Origin of the sequence: Sphingomonas sp. Leaf208 (assembly GCF_001421415.1) — a bacterium.
In the GTDB taxonomy this organism is placed as follows: domain Bacteria; phylum Pseudomonadota; class Alphaproteobacteria; order Sphingomonadales; family Sphingomonadaceae; genus Sphingomonas.
In genome coordinates this window covers 635,444-657,094 of record NZ_LMKH01000001.1, presented here as the reverse complement: position 1 = coordinate 657,094, position 21,651 = coordinate 635,444, and the positions used below count along the sequence as shown (strand labels likewise).

The following is a 21,651-nucleotide window of genomic DNA, read 5'->3' as shown; positions in this document are numbered from 1 at the left end:
TGGCACTTGCCAGACGGAGGGGGAGGTACGCGAAACGCTTGTTTCTTGTCCGCCCCCTCCGTCACCTTCGGTGCCACCTCCCCCTGGCGGGGGAGGATTGAGACTTAAAACAGCCCTTCGATCAGCCCCTCGTCGTTCAACCGGATCGCTTCCGCCGCGGGCACGCGGGGCAGGCCCGGCATCGTCATGATCTCTCCGCAGATCGCGACCACGAACCCGGCACCCGCCGCGAGCCGGACTTCACGCACCGGCACGATGTGCCCGGTCGGCGCGCCGAGCAGGGCAGGGTCGGTCGAAAAACTGTACTGCGTCTTCGCGAGGCAGACGGGCAGGTGACCGTAGCCCGCATCTTCCCAGCGCTTCAACTGCGCAAGCACGCTCGGCTCGGCGACCGCGTGCTCGGCGCGGTAGATGCGGCGTGCAACGGTATCGATCTTGTCGAACAGCGACAGTTCGTCGCCATAGATCGGCGCGAACCCGCCCCCGTGCGTGTCGCAAAGTTCGGCGACCGCGTCGGCCAGCTCGACCGCACCGGCGCCACCCTCGGCCCAATGTCGGCAGAGGATCGCGCGCGAGCCGTGGTGCGCAGCGGCCTCGACGATCGCGGCGACCTCCGCATCGCTGTCGGTGTAGAAATGGTTGATCGCGACCACGGCGGGAACGCCGAACTGGCGGATGTTCTCGATATGCCGCACGAGATTGACCGCGCCGCGGCGTACTGCGTCGACGTCTTCGCGTGCCAAGTCGGCCTTCGCGACGCCACCGTTCATCTTCAGCGCACGGGCGGTCGCGACGATGACGACCGCGTCGGGGGCCAGCCCCGCCTGGCGGCATTTGATGTCGAAGAACTTTTCCGCGCCGAGATCCGCGCCGAAGCCCGCCTCGGTCACCACGTAATCGCCGAGCGACAGCGCTGCCCGCGTCGCGATCACCGAGTTGCAGCCATGCGCGATGTTGGCGAACGGCCCGCCGTGGAGGAACGCCGGCGTCCCCTCCAGCGACTGGACGAGGTTCGGCTTGATCGCCTCCGCCAGCAGCACCGCCATCGCACCATCCGCCTTCAGGTCGCGTGCGGTGATCGGCGTGCGGTCCCGCGTGTAGGCGACGACGATATCGCCCAGCCGTCGCTCCATGTCGGCGAGCCCGTCGGCAAGGCACAGGATCGCCATCACCTCCGACGCGACCGTGATATCGAAGCCAGATTCGCGCGGATAGCCGTTGGCGACGCCACCGATCGACTGCACGATATCGCGCAGCGCCCGGTCGTTCATGTCGAGCACGCGACGCCAGACCACGCGGCGGACGTCGATCTGGAGCGCGTTGCCCCAGTGGATATGGTTGTCGATCATCGCCGCGAGCAAATTATGCGCCGCAGTGATCGCGTGGAAATCGCCGGTGAAGTGGAGGTTGATATCCTCCATCGGCGCGACCTGCGCACGACCGCCACCGGTCGCACCGCCCTTGGTCCCGAAGCACGGGCCGAGCGAGGGTTCGCGAAGGGCGAGCACGGCCTTGCGGCCGGTATGGCGAAGCGCGTCGGCGAGTCCGATCGAGGTCGTAGTCTTGCCTTCGCCTGCCGGGGTCGGGTTGATGGCGGTGACGAGGACGAGCTTGCCGTTGGGCGAAGACTTGCGCGCGTTCAGCCATTCGAGCGAGATCTTCGCCTTGTACCGGCCGTAAGGCTCGATCGCGTCGTCGGGAATGTGCAGACTCTCGGCGATGGCGGCGATAGGGCGCAGGGCGACGCTGCGAGCGATGGCGATATCGGTTTCCATGGCGCTGACCTAGCGGGGCCGGGGATGGCTTTCCAGACGATTAGGAGTCCCGAATGCAGAACGGCGCCCGCTTTGTGAAGCGAGCGCCGTCTGTAATCCGCCGTCGATAGGACGCCGTATGATTACATCGTCTGCAGTTCGGTGATGTGCGTCTGGACGACCGGTACGATCCCGGCCGCGACCGTCTTCAGGCCCGCCACGGTACCCTTGTCGGCATAGCCCTGCTGCAACGTCAGTGCCTTGGCATGCGCCGCCTTCTGCTGCGTCACGTACAGCCGGTCGCGCGCCGTGCCCTTCGCCGCGCGAAGTGCCGCGACGTTCTTGGCACCCATCGGATCGAGCTTGGGCGGTGCGACCTTCACATGCGCCGCCATCGCCGCGGCCTTTACGTCTGCGGTGCTCTTGGTGTGATCGGTGATCATCATCTGCGCGAAGCTCTTGAGCGTCGGATTGGTGGTCGTCTCGAGCAGGATCTGGCTCGACGTCTTCTCGTACAGGTCGCCGGCACCGGCCTTCATCACATAGCTCGATGCGGGCATTGGTGCCTGCGCCGATACGGCGGCGATCGGCATCGCGATCAGCGCGGCGGCAGTCAGAAATCGTGTCATGGTCTTCTCTCTCCTGTTGAAACTGTCGTTCAATCGTTCGCGGTGCCAGGCTCGGCCATCTTGCGGTGCATCTCGGCGAGTACGGCGTTGGGCGTGACGTTGGCGATCGCCGACTGGACCTTGTTCTTCCAGCCCGACACGACCGCGGCCTTGCCGGACATCAGCGCGTCCCAGCCGTCCTTCGCCACGTCCGCGGGATCGCTCTTCTTGGGATCGGTCCCGACATCGGTGTCCATCATGTGCGCACGGTCGAAGAACTCGGTATCGACCGGGCCGGGCATCAGGTTGGTCAGCGTGACGCCATCCGCGTCCTTGATCTCGTTCTGGATCGCCGCGACGAAGCTGTCGACGAAGCTCTTCGTGCCGTTATACACCGCCTGGAACGCACCGGGGATGTAGCCTGCGATCGATCCGGTCACGAGCACCTTGCCTGCGTTGCGCGTGACCATCGGCGGCAGGGTTTTCTGCAACAGATACGCCGTGCCGATCACGTTAGTGTCGACGACCTTGCGCCACTCGGCCAGATCCTGGTCGAGGAACGCCTTGCCGAGCCCGCGCCCGGCATTCGCGCAGACCAGATCGATCGTCCGGCCGTTCGTGGCCGCAAGCAACTGGTCGACGCCTTCGATCGTCGAGAGGTCGGCCTGGAGCGACTGAACATCGGTGCCGAACTGCTTGAAGTCCTGCGCGGCGGCGTCGATCAACGCCTCGTCGGCTACGACCAGTATGTCGTAGCCGTCCTTCGCCGCCAGGGTCGCCAGTTCGAAGCCGATGCCCGTCGAGGCGCCGGTGATGATCGCGAATTTATCAGCCATTGTCAGTCATCCTCAGTTGAAGCCGGGCTTGAGCACGACCTTCGTCACTTCGTTCTGGTTGTTCTTGAACATGTCGTAGCCCTTGGGGGCGTCCTCCAGGTCCATGCGGTGCGAGATCAGGAAGGTGGTGTCGATCTTGCCCTCCATGATCGCGTTGAGCAGCGCGGGCATGTAATGCTGGACATGCGTCTGGCCGGTCTTGAGCGTCAGCCCCTTCTCCATGAACGCGCCGAGCGGGAACTTGTCGACGAACCCGCCGTACACCGCCGGCATCGACACCCGCCCACCCTTGCGACACGCGATGATCGCCTGGCGGATCGAATGCGTCCGATCGGTGCCAAGGAAGGTCGAGGCCTTGATCTGGTCGACGACGTTGTCGACGAAGAAGCCGTGTGCCTCGAGCCCGACGCTGTCGATGACCGCGTCGGGGCCGATCCCGCCGGTCATGACCATCAGCGCCTCGTAGACCGCGCTTTCCTCGTAGTTGATCGTCTCGGCGCCGAACTTCTTTGCGAGGTCTAGGCGGTGGGGGAAGTGATCGATCGCAATCACGCGTTCGGCGCCCATCAGGAACGCCGACTGCACCGCGAACAACCCGACCGGACCGCAGCCCCACACCGCGACCGTGTCGCCGGGCTCGATCTGTGCGTTCTCCGCCGCCATCCAGCCGGTCGGCAGGATGTCGGAGAGGAACAACACCTTCTCGTCGTCGACGCCGTCGGGAATGACGATCGGGCCGACGTCGCTGAACGGCACGCGGACATATTCCGCCTGTCCGCCGGCATAACCGCCGGTCATGTGACTATAGCCGAACAACCCCGACATGGGCTGGCCATAGATTTCCTGCGCGATGTCCTGGTTGTCGGCGGGGAGGCCGTTGTCGCACGCCGAATACTGGTGCTTGCCGCAATGGTAGCAACTGCCGCAGGCGATCGTGAACGGGACGACGACCTTCTGGCCCTTCTTCAGCGTCGACTTTGCACCGACCTCGACGACTTCGCCCATGAACTCGTGGCCGAGGATGTCGCCGGCCTGCATCGTCGGGATATAGCCGTCGTACAAATGCAGGTCGGAGCCGCAGATCGCAGTTGCAGTGACCTTGATGATGCAGTCACGCTGGTTGACGATTTCGGGATCGTCGACCGTATCGACGCGGACGTCGTGCTTACCGTGCCATGCCAGTGCGCGCATCAGCGTTGCTCCTCAATAAGTATCGCGCGCATCAGGCGAGTTCCTCTTCATGCTGCTTGCGGTTCATCGCGGCAGTCGCGATCTCGCCGGTTTCCATCAACTGCTTGAAACGGCGTAGGTCTCGGCGGGCCTGGATCGCAGGCTCGCGCTGAAACATCTTGGCGATCAACTTGCCGATCACGCCACCCGGCGGATTGTACAGGATGGTCGCAACGACCACCGTGCCGCGCGCGCCCGCATCCCGAAACTCGACGCGGCCACTGTTAGGCACATCGGCGCCATCCTCCGACGACCATGCGATGAAGCTGTCCTGCGCTTCATCGGTAATCGCCGACGTCCATTCATAGGATTTTCCCGCCGGACCCTTGACCACCCAATGCGAGCGACGCTGGTCGAGGACGTCGATACGCTCGACATTCTCCATGAAGGTTGGAAGGTTTGCGAAATCGCGGAAATAGGCGAACAGTTCGCCGACCGAGCGATTGATCGTAACCGCACGGGCAACGATGCTGCTGCCCTTGCCGTCCGCGAGGTCCTGCGTCGCGTCCGCTACGGCGTCGCTTCGCTTGGACGTGCTTAGTGGGGCGTCATCTCTTGGATCGCTTTCAGTCATCACCGTCTCCTGGCTGCGAAGTCCTTCCAACAGTGTCCGAAGACCTATGTTCCGCCGCTTTGGTCTTGAATTTGCAAGACTTGATATCGATCAGGACATTCGATCCCGCGCGAAATCCGCCTTGTGTCACGAAGTTTACATCGTCACATTCGAAAAGCGGCGTTCGTTACACGCGCACGCCAATCTTAGGGGGATTTGGCCACTCAGCAATGTAAATATACCTACACGTCGATCATCGCAGCAGACGAGGATCGCCCGTGACCTACCAGACGCACATCGCCCAATTGACCAACCTCATCGCCGACCAGAACGGCACGTGGGATGCGATCTCGCCCGAGTCCGTCGCGCGGATGCGGCTGCAGAACCGGTTCACCACCGGCCTCGACATCGCGCGCTATACTGCGGCGATCATGCGCAAGGACATGGCGGCCTATGACGCGGATCCGGCGCACTACACGCAGTCGCTCGGCTGCTGGCACGGGTTCATCGCGCAGCAGAAGATGATCAGCATCAAGAAGCATTTCGGCACGACCGACCGCCGGTATCTTTACCTCTCCGGCTGGATGGTCGCGGCGATGCGGAGCGAATTCGGCCCGCTGCCCGACCAGTCGATGCACGAAAAGACCAGCGTTCCCGCGCTGATCGAGGAACTCTACACTTTCCTCCGTCAGGCCGATGCGCGTGAGCTCGGGATGATGTTCCGCGACGTCGATGCCGCGCGCGCCGCGGGGAACGCGATCGAGGAACAGCGCCTGCTGAACGCGATCGAGAACCACCAGACGCACGTCGTGCCGATCATCGCCGACATCGATGCGGGCTTCGGCAATGCGGAGGCGACGTATCTGCTCGCGCGAAAGATGATCGAGGCGGGGGCTTGCGCGCTCCAGATCGAGAACCAGGTCAGCGACGAGAAGCAGTGCGGCCACCAGGACGGCAAGGTCACCGTGCCGCACGAGGACTTCCTCGCGAAGGTCCGCGCCTGCCGCTACGCGTTTCTCGAACTCGGCGTCGAGGACGGCATCATCGTCACGCGCACCGACTCGCTCGGCGCCGGCCTCACCAAGCAGATCGCGGTCAGCAAGGAAGCGGGCGACCTCGGCGACCAGTATAACTCGTACCTCGACTGCGAGGAGATCGACCCGGCGACCGCGCAGAACGGCGACGTCATCCTCAACCGCGACGGCAAGCTGCTCCGTCCCAAGCGCCTGCCGTCGAACCTGTTCCAGTTCCGCGCAGGGACCGGCGAGGATCGTTGCGTGATGGACTGCATCGCGTCGCTACAGAACGGCGCCGACCTGCTGTGGATCGAGACCGAGAAGCCGCATATCGAGCAGATCGCGGGCATGGTCGATCGCATCCGCAAGGTCGTGCCGAACGCAAAGCTCGTCTATAATAACTCGCCGAGCTTCAACTGGACGCTGAACTTCCGCCAACAGGTGTTCGATGCGTGGTCGGCTGCGGGTCAGGACGTCTCCGCCTACGATCGCGCGCGGCTTATGAGCGTCGATTACGATGGCACGACGCTCGCCGACGAAGCCGATGAACGCATCCGCACTTTCCAGGCGGATTCGGCGAAGCGGGCGGGGATCTTCCACCACCTCATCACGCTGCCGACGTATCACACGGCTGCGCTTTCGACCGACAACCTTGCCAAGGAGTATTTCGGCGATGCCGGCATGCTTGGCTATGTGAAGGGCGTCCAGCGCAAGGAGATCCGTGAGGGCATCGCCTGCGTGAAGCACCAGAACATGTCGGGTTCCGATCTTGGCGATGATCATAAGGAGTATTTTGCGGGTGAGGCTGCGCTGAAGGCGGGGGGAGCGCATAATACGATGAATCAATTTGCGGCGTGATGCCCAAGCCGGAGCGAAAGCTCCGGCGCGGATCCGGCATCACGCCCGGCCGGCGGGGCCAAAAGCCCCGTCCGACGACGCGGCTTTGCCGCGGCGTGAAGGCTTGTCTCGACTATGCAAGCTTTGGCCGACGGCCACGCCCGCCAATCCTCCCCCGCAAGGGGGAGGTGTCGCCGAAGGTGACGGAGGGGGAGGACACGGAACCGATGTGTGGGTTGCCGCCCCCTCCGTCAGGCAAGTGCCTGCCACCTTCCCCTGGCGGGGGAGGATCGTTCCGTTGCGACCGGCTTTACTCCGCCGAGTCCACCCTGTCCGCCGCAAGCGGCTCCGCCAGCGCCGTCTCACCCAACGATGCCAGCACCGCCGCCGTCAGCGCGTCGAGCCCATACGGCTTCTCCAGCATGATCGCATCCGTATCCCCTTCGACCGACGCGGTATCACCGCTCGCGAAGACGATCCCGACACCCGGTCGCAACGCGCGCGCGGTGCGGGCGAAGTCCGGTCCCGATACGCCGGGCAGGTTGATGTCGGTCACCAGCGCGTCGATCGGCACGGTCTGAAGCGCGGTCATCGCGTCCTCCGCACTGGCGGCATCCACCACCACGAAGCCGCTGCCTTGCAGCATCTCGGCAGTGTTCGCGCGGATCATCTCGTCGTCCTCGACCAGTAGGACAGTGCGCCGTGCCGACGCGTCCAGCCGTCGATCCGCTTCGATCCGTGCATCGCGGGCGCTCTTGGCGGCAGGCGAGTCGCCGCGCTGCCGATTGGCCAGCACTTCGCGGAATTTCCGTGCCAATGCCTCGCGCGAATACGGCTTCGACAGCAGGTCGACGCCAGCATCGAGCTTGCCGCCGTGCACGATCGAGTTCTCGGTATAGCCCGACGTAAACAGCACCACGAGATTGGGCAGCCGCTCCTTCGCCTTGCGCGCGAGTTCCGGGCTTTTCAGCGTTCCGGGCATCACCACGTCGGTGAAGAGGATATCGATCGGCACGCCGCTCTCGACCACGTTGAGCGCGCTGGCCGCGTCGACCGACTTCAGGACGCTGTAGCCGAGGTCGGTCAGCAGTTCGACCACGGTGGTGCGGACCTCGTCGTCATCCTCGACCACCAGCACGGTCTCCGTGCCGCCGCAGATCGGCCCCGCATCGGCGACGACCTCGAAATCCTCGCTCTCCATCGCGCGCGGCAGATAGAGCTTGATCGTGGTGCCTTCGCCGACCTCCGAATAGATCTTCACATGGCCGCCGGACTGTTTGACGAAGCCGTAGACCATCGACAGGCCGAGGCCCGACCCCTTGCCTTCGCTCTTGGTCGAGAAGAACGGTTCGAACACCTTCTCGATGATTTCCGGGCTCATGCCGCTGCCGGTGTCCGACACTGCGAGCAGGACGTATTGCCCGGCTTCGACCTCCTCGTGGCTGCGCGCATAGGCGTCGTCGAGGTGGGCGTTGCCGAGTTCGATGGTGAGTTTGCCCTGGCCCTCCATCGCATCGCGCGCGTTGATCGCGAGGTTGAGCAGCGCGTTCTCGATCTGCGCGGGGTCGATGAAGGTGTTCCAGAGGCCACCGCCGACCACGGTCTCGATCTCGACGCCTTCGCCGATCGCGCGGCGCAGCATGTCGTCCATCCCGCGCACGAACCGCGTGACGTTGACGACCTTGGGCTCGAGCGCCTGGCGACGCCCGAACGCGAGCAATTGCGAGGCGAGCTTCGAGCCGCGTGTGACGCCGGCCATCGCGTTGGCGACCCAGCGCTCCGCACGCTCGTTGCCGGCGAGGTTCTTGCCGAGCAGCTGGAGATTGCCCGAGACGACCTGGAGCAGGTTGTTGAAGTCGTGCGCGACGCCGCCGGTGAGTTTGCCGACGGTCTCCATCTTCTGCGATTGCGCGAGCTTGGCTTCGGCCTCGCGGCGTTCGCCGATCTCGGCAATCACGCGCGCCTCGAGCGTCTCGTTGAGCTGGCGGAGCTGGTCCTCGGCGCGCTCGCGGTGGCGGACCTGGCGGGCGAGCGCTTCGGCCTGCTCGCGCAAGGCGGCTTCAGCGGCGCGCTGATGCGTGATGTTGGTGTGGACGCCGACCCATTCGATGACTTCGCCGCCTGAATCGAGGATCGGCAGGCTGCGTACGGCGAACGTGCGCCATGCCCCGCAATGGCGGCGAACGCGGTGTTCGAATACGAACATCGACTTGTTCAGGACGGCGGCGGTCCACGCCTTGATCGTCGATGCGACGTCGTCGGGGTGGATCGCGTCGGCCCAGCCGAAATTCTGGTATTCGTCGATCGACTGGCCGGTGAGCGTCGCCCAGCCGGGTTGCTCGCCGATCATCCGGCCGTCGGGGCTGTTGGTCCAGAGCACGCCGTGGACGGCGTCCATCGCGGTGCGGAACCGGCCGTTGCTGATGCCAAGCGCGGCTTCGCGCTCGGCACGGTCCTCGACGTCGATGCCGAGCACGTAGATGCCGGCGACCGAGCCGTCCGCCTGGATATGCGGAACATAGCGGAATTCGGAGCGGCGTGGGCGGCCGTCGCGGTGCGGGAAGACGGTCTGCGCGATGAAGCTCTCGCCGGCCAGCGCGCGGTCGAACGAGGGGCGGCGATCCTGGTAGACCGCGTCGCCGAGCACTTCGCGGACGGACTTGCCGATCATCGTCTCGGGCGCGACGCCGAGCCACTCGTCATATTGCGCGTTGGCGAGACGATAGACGTGATCGCGGTCGATGTACGAGATCAGCATCGGCACCGCATCGGTGACGCGGCGCAGTTCGGCTTCGCTGGCGGCGAGGCGGTGCTCGGCTTCGACGCGGCCGCTATTGTCGACCATCGTGCACAGGACGCCGCCGACTGTGCCACCGGCGCAATAGACGGGCGTATAGAACAGGTCGAGCGTCAGCGTTTCCGGGCCGTCGGGGCGCTGGAACAGGATCGGCTGGTCACGGTAGGCGACGGTCTCGCCGCTCAGGCCTGCTTCGAGGACGGCGCGGTTCCAGTCCCACACTTCGGGGAAGGCGGTCGCGACCGGGCTGCCGAGCGCGGCGGGATGGCGGTCTCCCGCGACGGCGCGATAGCTGTCGTTGTAGAGCATGATGTGCTCGGGGCCCCACATCACGACCTTGGCGACGGGGGAGTTGAGGATGTTGGCGAGCGTGACGCGGAGTTCGGCGGGCCACGAGTCGATCGGGCCGAGCGAGGTCGCGCTCCAGTCGCGCTGGCGGACGAGCATCCCGCATTCGCCGCCGCCGATCAGGATTTCCGCTGGTGCGGCCGAGCCAGCGTCGCGGTCCCGCATCTGCTGGAGCGCGGTGCGGACGATGGCGGCGGCGTCGCCATGCCCTCCGCCGGTCAATTCATCGAGGTAGCTGCCGAGGTCTGCGGGCAGGGAAATGGTGCGCGACGAGTCAGGCGTTGTCATGCCGGACTAGTGGGTATCGCGCGCACGCGTGTCAATGATTAGGGGTGTTTGCGCGGGGCAGGCGGATCGTGCATCCCTCCGAGCACCCCCCTAACACCACCGCGGCGAAGGCCGGGGCCCAGTTGGGGGACGTTGCTAACGAAGCGTTGCCCTTAGTTATTGCCACCTCACCAACTGGACCCCGGCCTTCGCCGCGGTGGTATTGAAGGTAGCATGTTTCACCGCGAAGGCGGGGACCCAGACTGGGCTCCCGCCTTCGCGGGAGAACAAGGAGGAGGGGGCTGCCATGCGATAGCACCCCCTTCCTCATCTCCGTAACACGATCACCCCTCGGTGCGCGGCAGGCCCAGCGGGTTGTCGTGCTTAACCGCCTTGGGCAGCAGCGCATCGGGCAGGTCCTGGTAGCAGACCGGGCGCAGGAAGCGCTCGATCGCAGCCGTACCGACTGAGGTCGTGCGCGGATCCGACGTCGCGGGGAAGGGACCGCCATGGACCATCGCTGGGGCAACCTCGACACCCGTCGGCCAGCCGTTCGCGAGGATGCGACCGGCCTTGCGTTCCAGCACCGGCACCAGCGCTGCCGCGTCCGCGTAATCACCCTCGTCGATCTGCAGCGTGATCGTCAGCTGGCCCTCGACCTGTTCGAGAACCTGGCGGACCTCGGCGAGGTCGGCGCAGCGGACGATGATCGAGGCCGCACCGAACACTTCATGCGACAGCGCAGGGTCGGCGACGAACGCCTTGCCGGTGGTCGAGAACAAAGCCGCACGACCGCGGTTTGCGCCCTCGGCCTCGGTGCCGCGAGCGAGCGTCTCGACCGCATCGTGACCGGCGAGCGCGGCGACGCCCTTGTCGTAGCTGGCATGGATGCCGGGGGTCAGCATGACCTGCGGCGCAGCTTCGCCAAGCGCAGCGGCGGCGGCTTCGACGAAGGTGTCGAGGTCTGGACCGTCGACCGCGACGACGATGCCGGGGTTGGTGCAGAACTGGCCCGAGCCCATCGTCAGCGAGCCGACATAGGCCTTGCCGAGCGCTTCGCCGCGCGCGGCGAGGGCGGCGGGGAACAGGATCACCGGGTTGACGCTGCTCATTTCGGCATAGACCGGGATCGGCTCGGGGCGGGCTGCGGCGAGTGCCACCAGCGCAAGGCCACCGCCGCGCGAGCCGGTGAAGCCGACCGCCTTGATGCGGGCGTCCTTGACGAGTGCGGCGCCGAGTTCGTTCGCGGGACCTTGGACCAGCGAGAACACGCCTTCGGGCAAGCCACACTTGGCGACCGCGGCCTGGATCGCCTTGCCGACCATCACCGACGTGCCGGGATGCGCGGGGTGGCCCTTGACCACGACCGGGCAACCGGCGGCGAGTGCCGACGCGGTGTCGCCGCCAGCGACCGAGAAGGCGAGCGGGAAGTTCGAGGCGCCGAACACCGCGACCGGGCCGACCGCGATGCGGCGTTGGCGCAGGTCGGAACGGGGGGCGGGCTTACGATCGGGCTGTGCTTCGTCGATGATGACCGAGGCCCAGGTGCCGGCGCGGAGATGCTTGGCGAACAGGCGGAGCTGACCGGTGGTACGGCCGCGCTCGCCTTCGAGGCGTGGGCGGGGCAGGCCGCTTTCCTGGATCGCGCGGGCGACGAGTGGATCGTGGATCGCCTCGATCTCCTCGGCGATCGTCTCGAGGAATTTCGCGCGCGTTTCGGGGTCGGTCTCGCGGAAGGTATCGAACGCTGCTTCGGCGAGCTTGCAGGCTTCCGCGACGTCTTCTTCACTCGAAACGGCAAAGGCGGGTTCGATCTTCGCATCGGTCGACGGATCGATCGCGAGGAAGGTGACGTCGCTGTCTACGGCGCGCGCGCCGATCGGGAAGGTACCGTCCATGTCAGTTCTCCAAATCAAATCGAGGGACGCACCGACCGGAACGGCGGTGCGTCGGGAAATCGTCGGCCAAGATGCGCCGAGGCCACAAAGGTCGCGCTATCACTCTCAGCTACCTGCTCCAATGTGGTGCGAAGGCGAACCATGTTCCAGTGCGTAGCAGCAGTCGCGGACGGCAATATGACACCGAGGCCATGGCTTGGGGTAGAGTGTACGGATCAGATCGTATCGCACGCGCACAGCCCGTCCGTCCCCCTGTGTGCTTACTGCCCGGTAAGGCAAAACCCGATTGTCCGACTAATCTTGGGAGCGATAACACGCAAGAGCGAACGGCCGCGGCGCGATGTTCTCTGAGTATACGACCACGGTAACTCAGATTACATGCTGATAATATTGCAATCACCTGCTAAAAAGCGCGGCATGAGCCTCGCCACGCGCAAGCCGCGCAACACTTCGGGCCGCAGAAGCGGCGCACCCACCATTTCCGACGTCGCGGTTCTCGCAGGCGTCTCACCGATGACCGTATCGCGCGTGATCAACGGGGAAGCGAAGGTCCGGGAGGCAACGCGCGAGGCGGTCAATGCCGCAATCGATACGCTGCGATACGCACCTAACCGCGCCGCGCGCAGCCTGGCCGGCGGCGGGCAGATGCGGATCGGCCTGCTCTACAGCAACCCGAGCGCTGCGTATCTGAGCGAGTTCCTGGTCGGCAGCCTCGAACAGGCGAGCCGCAGCGACGTCCAGTTGATCGTCGAGAAATGCGACATCGGCGACCATGAGATCGAGGTCGCGCGGCACATGATCGAGAGCGGCATCGACGGCGTCATCCTGCCGCCGCCGCTGTGCGATTCGCGCGCGGTGCTCGACGTGCTGACGGAGGCCGGCGTGCCGACCGTGGTCGTCGCGACCGGGTCCCCACCGGAAGGGTCGGCCGCGGTGACGATCGACGATTTCGAAGCGGCACGTGCAATGACCGAACACCTCGTCAAACTTGGGCATTCGCGGATCGGGTTCATCATCGGCAACCCGAACCAGACCGCGAGCCGGCTTCGTCACGAGGGGTATCTCGCGGCGATCGCCGATGCCGGTCTGGCGCCGGACGAGTCGCTGGTGGTGGGCGGCCTGTTTACCTATCGCTCTGGTCTCGACGGTGCTGAGCAATTGCTCGACGCGAAGGACGCGCCCACAGCGATCTTCGCCAGCAACGACGATATGGCGGCGGCGACCGTCGCGGTCGCGCATCGCCGCGGCCTGGACGTGCCGGGCGACCTGACGGTGTGTGGGTTCGACGACAGCGCGCTCGCGACGACGATCTGGCCCGAACTGACGACGATCCACCAGCCGATCGCCGACATGTCGCGCGCGGCGGTCGAACTGCTCGTCTCGGCGATCTTCAATCGTCGCAGCGGCGGCAAGGATGCGAACGGCCACGTCGTTCTCGATTATACGCTGGTCCGCCGTCAGTCGGACGCTGCGCCGCGTCGTCGACCACCGTCGCGCGTTCACGCATAGTATCGACTGGCGCTTGACCGACCGACGACCGTCGCGGTAGCGCTCCCATAAGATAATCGACCGCGTTCAGGAGAGTTTGCAGTGGACCGTGTACCGGTGAAGCCGTTCCGATCGCGCGACTGGTTCGCCGATCCCGCCCGCTCGGACATGACCGCGCTGTATCTCGAACGCTTCATGAACTACGGGCTGACCCCGGCGGAGTTGCGCTCAGGGCGACCGATCATCGGCATCGCGCAGTCAGGCAGCGACCTGAGCCCGTGCAACCGCATCCATCTCGAACTCGCCAAGCGCACGCGTGACGGCATCCGCGACGCAGGCGGCATCGCGATGGAGTTTCCGGTCCATCCGATCTTCGAGAATTGCCGGCGGCCGACTGCGGCGCTCGATCGTAACCTCGCCTATCTCGGGCTGGTCGAGACGCTGTACGGTTATCCGATCGATGCCGTCGTTCTCACGACCGGGTGCGACAAGACCACGCCGTCGGGCATCATGGCCGCGTCGACCGTCGATATCCCCGCGATCGTGCTGTCGGGCGGGCCGATGCTCGACGGCTGGCATGACGGCGAGCTGGTCGGATCGGGAACGGTGATCTGGCGCAGCCGGCGCAAGCTGGCCGCGGGCGAGATCGACGAGGAAGAATTCCTCAACCGCGCCACCGACAGCGCGCCGTCCGCCGGGCATTGCAATACGATGGGCACGGCCTCGACGATGAACGCGGTCGCCGAGGCGCTCGGGCTGTCGCTAACCGGCTGCGCGGCGATTCCTGCGCCCTACCGCGAGCGCGGGCAGATGGCGTACGAGACCGGCCGGCGGATCGTCGAGATGGCGTATGAGGATCTGCGCCCGTCGAAGATTCTCACGCGAGACAGCTTCCTCAACGCGATCCGCGTGGTCAGCGCGATCGGCGGATCGAGCAACGCGCAGCCGCACATCATGGCGATGGCGCAGCATGCCGGCGTGACGCTGTACCCGGAGGACTGGTCGGATCATGGCTACGACTTGCCGCTGCTGGTCAACATGCAGCCTGCTGGCAAGTATCTCGGCGAGCGCTTCCACCGGGCGGGCGGCGTGCCGGCGGTGCTTCACGAACTGATCGCAGGCGGTAAGCTCGACACGAGCTGCCTGACCGTCACGGGGCGGTCGATCGGCGAGAACATCGCTGGCCGCGAGACGCGCGATCGCGAGATGATCAAGCCGTTCGATGCACCGATGATGGAACGCGCCGGCTTCCTGGTGCTGAAGGGCAACCTGTTCGATTTCGGGATCATGAAGACGTCGGTGATCTCGCCGGCGTTCCGCACGCGCTATCTCTCGACTCCGGGGGCCGAGGATCGGTTCGAGGCGCGGGCGATCGTGTTCGAGGGGTCTGACGATTATCACCACCGGATCAACGATCCTGCGCTCGACATCGACGAGGGCTGTATCCTGGTGATTCGTGGCGCGGGGCCGATCGGCTGGCCGGGCTCGGCGGAAGTCGTCAACATGCAGCCACCCGACGCGTTGATCCAGCGCGGCGTGCTGGCGCTGCCGACGCTCGGCGACGGGCGCCAGTCGGGGACGTCGGACAGTCCGTCGATCCTGAACGTCTCGCCCGAGAGCGCGGTCGGCGGTGGGTTGTCTTGGATCCGGACGGGCGACGTGGTGCGGATCGATCTGATCGCTGGGACCTGCGATGCGCTGGTCGAGCCCGACGAGATCGCGCGACGCAAGGGCGAGGGGCTGCCGCCGGTGCCCGAGAGCAATACGCCGTGGGAGGAATTGTACCGCGAGAAGACCGGGCAGCTGGCCGAGGGCGGCGTGCTCGACTTCGCGGTGAAATATCGCGGGATTTCGGCGAAGACGCCTCGACATAACCACTGAGAGTGCGGGGGGCGGGGCCTGTGCCTCGCCCTTCGTCCTATGACTGTCTTTGTTTCGCGCAGGCGGGTCCCTACGACCGCCTAGCGCTGCGCTATCAGGGGGAACCGGTATGGTTTCCCGCCCCCGGGGGAATGACGGAAGAGATGGCGAGGATGCTGGCAATGTTGCGGCGGACCTTCGCCACTCGTCCCGTCCACGCCATCTAAACTCGATAGTCCCGCAGAGCCGATCCCTGCCCCCGTTATCCGAGCGGAACCTCGAATCTTTATGTGACGGGCGTCATCCGCGCTGTGAAATACTCTAGCTTTCGCTGGAGTCACGGAAGGCGGCTGGGGAAGGAGAAGGGCAGGGGGCATCTGACGTTCAGGTCTTCGAGCGGCTTTATCTCGCACCTCCCCGGCGGAGGCCGGGGCCCAGTTGGGGGACGTTGCTAACGGAGGAAGGTCCGCCGTTATTTCCGCCTCGCCAACTGGGCCCCGGCCTCCGCCGGGGTAGTGCTATCATGGGGAGGACAATGGCGGTCTGACACGACCACGCCAAATCGAACCGCGCGATGACCCGTACCTACCCGGACCGCGACCTACGCCGCGGTCCGGTGGTCGGCTTCACCCCACCATATCTTCCAGCTCGCGGCCACGCGTTTCCGAAACCATCTTCCAGACGAAGAAGAACGAGACGAACGCCGACAGTGCGTAGAAGCCGTAGGTGAGCGACAGTCCGAGCGAGATCGCCATCGTCGGGAAGCTCACCGAGATCGCGAAGTTGGCGAACCACTGCGCGAAGCCGGCGACCGCCAGACCCGAACCGCGGATCTGCGTCGGGAACATCTCGCCAAGCATCACCCACATGATCGGGCCCCAGCTCAGGTTGAAGAACACGACATACGCATTGGCCGCGATCAGCGCGATCAGGCCGTTGCGATCCGACAGGTGCAGCGAACCCTCGACGATCGCGCCGCTGGCGAAGCAGATCGCGACGATCGCCAGCGCAACGGTCATGCCGGCCGAACCGATCAGCAGGAGCGGCTTGCGACCGACCTTGTCGACCAGCGCGACCGTGAGCAGGCAGGCGATGATCGACAGCGAGCCCGACAAGATGTTGATGAGCAGCGCATCGCTCTCGCTGAAGCCAACCGACTGCCAGAGCACCGAACCGTAGTAGAACACGATGTTGATGCCGACGAACTGCTGGAAGATCGCCAGGCCGATGCCGGTCCAGACGATCGGGCGGATCTTGCCGCTCGCCTTGTCGATCAGGTCGGACAGCTTGGGGCGGTGGGCATCGACCGACAGCGAGCCGCGGATCTCGGCGACCTTGCGCGTGGCCTCGGCGGCACCGAACAGGCGCGTGAGGACGACCTGCGCCTCGTCGTAACGGCCCTTGAGGACTAGGAAGCGCGGGCTTTCGGGGATCAGGAACAGCGTCGCGAGATAGATTGCGGCGGGGATGACCTGCATCCAGAACATCCAGCGCCATGCCGGATAGTCGAGCCAGAACAACGCGGTCGAAGACCCTGCGATGCGCGCGAGATACCAGTTGGCGACGAATGCGCCGGTCAGGCCGGTGATGATCATGATCTGCTGGACGCTCGAAAGCCGACCGCGGACGTTCGCGGGGACGACTTCGGAGATGTAGACCGGGGCGAGCACGCTGGCCGCACCGATGCCGAGGCCGCCGACGATGCGGGCGAGCACGAACATGGTTGCCGAAGTCGCCGCACCCGCTGCGAGTGCGCTGACGATGAACAGCACCGCGGCGATCATCATGACGTTGCGGCGGCCGAGATTGTCGGCAAGCCGCCCGGCCATGAACGCGCCGACCGACGAGCCGATCAGGATCGCGCCGACGGTAAAGCCCGTGCCGAGCGACGATAGTGCGAACGTGCTCTCAAGCCCCGCCTGCGTGCCGTTGATGACGCCCGAGTCATAGCCGAACATGAACCCGCCGATGGTCGCGACGATGACGATCATCGCAATCAGGGCTCGGTTCACTTGGGGCGCGGATTCTGCCGCTATAGTCATTGGTTTTCCTCTCCGTGACGGCGCTCTAACGGCGACGCTTATCGTGAATGGGGTGTTGTAAAATGGATTGCACTAAAGTGTGACGGGTTCGACCGGAACGCCCGGAACGGCGACGCGGAAGGTGAACAGGTTTCCGGCCAGCGGCTGGGCTGCGAGCGCTTCGTCGTCGAGGCCTTTCGCGGCGGTCGTCGCAAAGGCGGTACGACCGTCGGGGCCGCCGAGCGCGATCTTGGTGATGTTCGCGACCGGGAAGCGGACGATGTCGGTGCAGGTGCCGTCCGGCGCGAACCGGCGTGCCGCCCAACCACCGAAGAACCCGACCCAGACGCCGCCTTCGGAGTCGCAGATCGCGCCATCGGGATGGCCATCGTCGGGGCCGATCGTCAGGAAGAGCCGTGGCTTGCCGACATTACCGTCCGCGTCGATCGGGTAGGCGTCGATCCGCTTGCCGAGCGTGTCGACCGCATACAGCGTGCGGCCGTCGGGCGAGATCGCGGGGCCATTGGTGATCGCGACGGGCGGGATCTCCGTCTTGGTCAATTCACCGTCATGCCAGTGATAGACGTGGCCGGTGCGCTCAGATTCCGCGTTGTCCATCGTCCCGAACCATACGCGGCCGTTGGGATCGCGCGCGGCATCGTTGAGACGATTGCCGGGAGTCTCGGCGTGAACGACCGCAATCTCATCGAACGCGCCGGTCGCGGGATCGAACCGGTGGAGAGCGCCACGGACTCCGGCGAGAAAGCCGCCATCGTCTGCCGGAATGATCCAGCCGATCTGGTCTGGCGCCTTCCAGGTGTCGAGCGCTCCCGTCGCCGGATCGAACCGGTGCACGCACGGCGACTTGATGTCGACGAACCAGAGCGCGGCGTCACGCGCGATCCAGATCGGGCCCTCGCCGAGAGTCGCGCCGACGTCGCGGATGCTTTCCGCGGTCGTTTCGACGGGAACCGCGCGGCTCATCTCAGCGCCACCCGGCATCGACGAAATAATCGTGGCCCGTGCACATCCGCGCATCGTCCGACGCGAGGAACAGTACCAGCGCCGCGACGTCCGCAGGCTGGACCCGGGTCTTGAGGCACTGCGCGCCGATGATCTCGGCCTCACCCTCGGGCGTATACCATTTCAGCTGGCGTGGCGTCTCGACGTTGCCGGGGACGATCGTGTTGACGCGGATGCCGTCGCCGCCAAGATCGCGCGCCATCGCGCGGGTCATGCCCTCGATGCCGGCCTTGGCGGTCTGGTAGATCAGCAGTTCGGGCAGCGCGAGATGCCACGAAATCGACCCGAAATTGAGGATCACGCCGCCGCCCGCGCGCTTCATCGACGGCACCACGGCTTGCCCTGCGAAGAACAAATGGCGCAAATTGGTTGCCATCCGCTCGTCCCAATAGGCAGGCGTGATCTCTTCAATCGTGTGGCGATCGTCGTTCGCGGCGTTGTTGATCAGCACGTCGATCCCGCCGAGCCGGTCCTCGATCGTCGCGACGGTCGCCTTCAGCGCGTCGACGTCGCGCAGGTCGAGCGGCAGGAATATCGGCGCGGTCGCGACGTCGGGCGTCAGCGTCTCGATCAGCGCTTCCGCGGCGTCCTTGGCCATGTCGACGAACGCAACATGCGCTCCCTGACGCGCGAACGCCTCGACCAGACCGGCGCCGATCCCCGACGCGCCGCCAGTGATCAGGACGCGCTTGCCCTTCAGGCTCGGATAGATCGCCGTCTGGTCGGCCATTTCGGTCTTCTGCAACACGCGCTTACGCCCCTTGATTCTTGGTATGGCCGAGCAGCCCCCGGCTCGCGAGATTGCGCATCAGGTCGCCGATCCCGTAGTTCCACGGCGCCGCATCCTTCGATGTGGTCACCGGATTGACCAGCGCGCCGAGCTTCGGGTTGGAGATGGTAACGACGTCGCCGACCGCATGCGTGAAGCCGCGGCCGGGCTCGTCGCGGTCCTGCGTCGGTGCGAACAGCGTGCCGAGGAACAGCACGAAGCCGTCCGGATATTGATGCTCGCTCATCGCCTGGCGGACGAGTTCCTCGGGATCGCGGCTGATCTGGTCCATCGAGCTGCTGCCTTCGAGGCGGTAGCCGTCTGCGCCCTCGATCGTCAGCGCAATCTGCGCGGCGCGGACGTCGTCCATGCCGAACGTTTCGTCGAACAGCCGGATGAACGGCCCGATCGAGCAGGACGCGTTGTTGTCCTTGGCCTTGCCGAGCAGGAGCGCCGAGCGCCCCTCGAAATCGCGCAGGTTGACGTCGTTGCCGAGCGCCGCACCGACCGTCTTGCCAGTGCGATCGACGACCAGCACGACTTCCGGTTCGGGGTTGTTCCAGGTGGAGTCGGAGCGGATGCCGATCTCGCCACCCCAGCCGATCGTCGAGAGCGTCGGACCCTTGGTGAAGATTTCCGCGTCGGGGCCGATCGCGACCTCGAGATATTGCGACCACATGCCGTCTTCGATCAGCGCGGCCTTCAGCGCGGTCGCTTCGGGCGAACCCGGTACGACCGAGCGGATGCTGCCGCCGACGCGCTCTTCGAGGCGGGCGCGGACCGCAGTCGCTGCGGACGCGTCACCGCGAGCACGCTCCTCGATCACACGTTCGAGCGCGGATACGGCGAAGGTTACGCCCGATGCCTTGACCACATGGAGATCGATCGGGCTGAGCAGGCGGGTCTTGCCATCGGCCGCTGGCGTCAGGTTTAAGTCGCCGAGGGCACCGAGATCCGCGCCGGCATCGGTATCGAAATCCCCACCCGCGATCAAATCGGCGACTGTCGGCGCAACGGCGGACATGTCATACACGCGGCCACCGCGAACGATCACGGGCGTAGGACCGTCGCCAAGGTCGATACGACCGAGCAACGCCGCCTGTTCCCAGTCGACGGGCAAAGCCCCCGCCGACGTGAATGCGATCTCCACGATGTTATCCCCTCCGTTTTTGTTAGCGGTACCGTATGCTGCGCAGCGTCAGCGTCAAGTCCCCAATCCTGACGTCACGTCGGTGACCCGTCCCAGAAGTCACGACGATTCAAGTAAACGCGACCGATTAATCGCACAATTAAAATATGAGAAGGCGGTGTCCGGCAGCCGATAACTGCGTACGGAAAACCTCAAAGGCGCTACCAAAACTGTGGTATCGATATCATCGCGCCTAGCCTGGCACTCATGCGCGAGGTCCCATGGTTGCCGGAAAGCCCGGCGAGGGCGGCTTGCGAGTTGGCGCGCCCGGAGGGGTTCGAACCCCCGACCGAGGAGGTAGAAGCTCCTTGCTCTATCCAGCTGAGCTACGGGCGCGCGCTGCGGCGACGACTAGCGCGGATTGTGCAGGCTTGGAACCTCGATCATAACGCCGGGCATGGAAATTGGAACGGATCAGGCGCCCGGGCTCGAACCGGTCGACGCGAGCGCGGTCGGCGGCGCGCAGTTTCGCTATTTCGATTTCGTGATGGCGGCGTTCGTCACGATCCTGCTGCTGTCGAACGTCATCGGCGCGGGCAAGCGCGCGGTGATCGATCTGCCGTTCATCGGCGCGTGGCCGTTCGGCGCGGGCATCCTGTTCTTTCCGGTCAGCTATGTGATCGGCGACGTCCTGACCGAGGTGTACGGCTATGCGTACGCGCGGCGCTGCATCTGGGCAGGGTTCGGCGCGATGCTGTTCATGGTGTTCATGTCGGCGGTCGTCGTCGCGTTGCCACCCGATGCGGGGTGGACGGGGCAGGCGGCGTATGAGTCCGTATTCGGCCAAGTGCCGCGGATCGTGTTCGCGTCGATCTGCGCGTTCTGGGTCGGCGAGTTCGCCAACAGCTTCGTGCTCGCGCGGATGAAGATCTGGACGCAGGGGCGGATGCTGTGGACGCGGACGATCGGCAGCACCGTGGTGGGGCAGGCGTTCGACAGCCTGATCTTCTACCCGCTCGCCTTCTACGGCGCGCCGGACTGGCCCGTGGAGGCGATGCTGATGGTGATGGTCAGCCAGTTCTTGCTGAAGGTGTCGTGGGAGGTGCTGCTGACGCCGCTGACGTATATGGCGGTGGGGTGGCTGAAGCGGCGCGAGGGGGTCGATGTGTACGACCGGGGGACGGACTTCTCGCCGTTCCGCACGCGGGTTTGACGCC

Annotated in this window: 15 protein-coding genes and 1 tRNA gene; 4 read left to right on the top strand and 12 right to left on the bottom strand. The window is 65.3% G+C overall.

From position 1 onward, the window contains the following. Positions 1-104: 104 nt before the first annotated feature. From ASE69_RS02760 to ASE69_RS02740, 5 genes are all read right to left on the bottom strand, one after another. Positions 105-1,775: a formate--tetrahydrofolate ligase gene (locus ASE69_RS02760; RefSeq protein WP_056482455.1), complete on the bottom strand. Its 1,671-nt coding sequence runs from the start codon at positions 1,773-1,775 to the stop codon at positions 105-107. A 122-nt stretch (positions 1,776-1,897) separates the two neighbouring features. Then, on the bottom strand, positions 1,898-2,383 hold the full coding sequence (locus tag ASE69_RS02755) for a DUF4142 domain-containing protein (protein ID WP_056482452.1): 486 nt from the start codon (positions 2,381-2,383) through the stop codon (positions 1,898-1,900). Positions 2,384-2,412: 29 nt separating this feature from the next. Beyond that, positions 2,413-3,198 (bottom strand): SDR family NAD(P)-dependent oxidoreductase, encoded by a 786-nt coding sequence (locus ASE69_RS02750; protein ID WP_056482449.1) that lies wholly within the window; start codon positions 3,196-3,198, stop codon positions 2,413-2,415. Positions 3,199-3,210: 12 nt separating this feature from the next. After that, complete coding sequence (locus ASE69_RS02745) at positions 3,211-4,389, bottom strand: zinc-dependent alcohol dehydrogenase (RefSeq protein WP_056482446.1); 1,179 nt, start codon at positions 4,387-4,389, stop codon at positions 3,211-3,213. A 31-nt stretch (positions 4,390-4,420) separates the two neighbouring features. Next, positions 4,421-5,002: an SRPBCC family protein gene (locus ASE69_RS02740; RefSeq protein WP_056482443.1), complete on the bottom strand. Its 582-nt coding sequence runs from the start codon at positions 5,000-5,002 to the stop codon at positions 4,421-4,423. A gap of 257 nt (positions 5,003-5,259) precedes the next feature. Here ASE69_RS02740 and ASE69_RS02735 point away from each other — a divergent pair, with 257 nt between their 5' ends. Beyond that, a complete protein-coding gene (locus ASE69_RS02735) occupies positions 5,260-6,855 on the top strand; it encodes an isocitrate lyase (protein WP_056482440.1) in 1,596 nt (531 codons plus the stop codon). Between the two features lie 289 nt (positions 6,856-7,144). Here ASE69_RS02735 and ASE69_RS02730 read toward each other — a convergent pair whose 3' ends face one another. After that, positions 7,145-10,267, bottom strand: coding sequence for a PAS domain-containing protein (locus ASE69_RS02730; protein WP_082452777.1), 3,123 nt, complete (start codon positions 10,265-10,267; stop codon positions 7,145-7,147). Positions 10,268-10,590: 323 nt separating this feature from the next. Then, complete coding sequence (locus ASE69_RS02725) at positions 10,591-12,144, bottom strand: aldehyde dehydrogenase (NADP(+)) (RefSeq protein ID WP_056482437.1); 1,554 nt, start codon at positions 12,142-12,144, stop codon at positions 10,591-10,593. Between the two features lie 417 nt (positions 12,145-12,561). Here ASE69_RS02725 and ASE69_RS02720 point away from each other — a divergent pair, with 417 nt between their 5' ends. Both ASE69_RS02720 and ASE69_RS02715 read left to right on the top strand, forming a co-directional pair. Continuing rightward, on the top strand, positions 12,562-13,653 hold the full coding sequence (locus tag ASE69_RS02720; protein WP_056482435.1) for a LacI family DNA-binding transcriptional regulator: 1,092 nt from the start codon (positions 12,562-12,564) through the stop codon (positions 13,651-13,653). Between the two features lie 81 nt (positions 13,654-13,734). Then, positions 13,735-15,513 (top strand): IlvD/Edd family dehydratase, encoded by a 1,779-nt coding sequence (locus ASE69_RS02715; protein ID WP_056482432.1) that lies wholly within the window; start codon positions 13,735-13,737, stop codon positions 15,511-15,513. Positions 15,514-16,118: 605 nt separating this feature from the next. On the opposite strand, the gene ASE69_RS02710 is transcribed toward ASE69_RS02715, so the two are convergent. The 5 genes from ASE69_RS02710 to ASE69_RS02690 all read right to left on the bottom strand — a co-directional run bounded on the left by ASE69_RS02710 (position 16,119) and on the right by ASE69_RS02690 (position 20,830). Further along, complete coding sequence (locus tag ASE69_RS02710; RefSeq protein WP_082452776.1) at positions 16,119-17,534, bottom strand: sugar porter family MFS transporter; 1,416 nt, start codon at positions 17,532-17,534, stop codon at positions 16,119-16,121. A 72-nt stretch (positions 17,535-17,606) separates the two neighbouring features. Beyond that, positions 17,607-18,515 (bottom strand): SMP-30/gluconolactonase/LRE family protein, encoded by a 909-nt coding sequence (locus ASE69_RS02705; protein ID WP_156362092.1) that lies wholly within the window; start codon positions 18,513-18,515, stop codon positions 17,607-17,609. Next, the gene (locus ASE69_RS02700) at positions 18,499-19,266 is read right to left on the bottom strand and encodes an SDR family NAD(P)-dependent oxidoreductase (RefSeq protein WP_056482426.1); all 768 of its coding nucleotides are present in this window, start codon (positions 19,264-19,266) and stop codon (positions 18,499-18,501) included. The genes ASE69_RS02705 and ASE69_RS02700 overlap by 17 nt, the downstream gene beginning before the upstream one ends. A gap of 22 nt (positions 19,267-19,288) precedes the next feature. After that, complete coding sequence (locus ASE69_RS02695; RefSeq protein ID WP_156362091.1) at positions 19,289-20,458, bottom strand: fumarylacetoacetate hydrolase family protein; 1,170 nt, start codon at positions 20,456-20,458, stop codon at positions 19,289-19,291. Between the two features lie 295 nt (positions 20,459-20,753). Further along, positions 20,754-20,830, bottom strand: a tRNA-Arg gene (locus ASE69_RS02690). A gap of 61 nt (positions 20,831-20,891) precedes the next feature. Between ASE69_RS02690 and ASE69_RS02685 the strand changes: the two genes are divergently transcribed. Continuing rightward, the gene (locus ASE69_RS02685) at positions 20,892-21,647 is read left to right on the top strand and encodes a queuosine precursor transporter (protein ID WP_056482420.1); all 756 of its coding nucleotides are present in this window, start codon (positions 20,892-20,894) and stop codon (positions 21,645-21,647) included. Positions 21,648-21,651 lie beyond the last annotated feature (4 nt).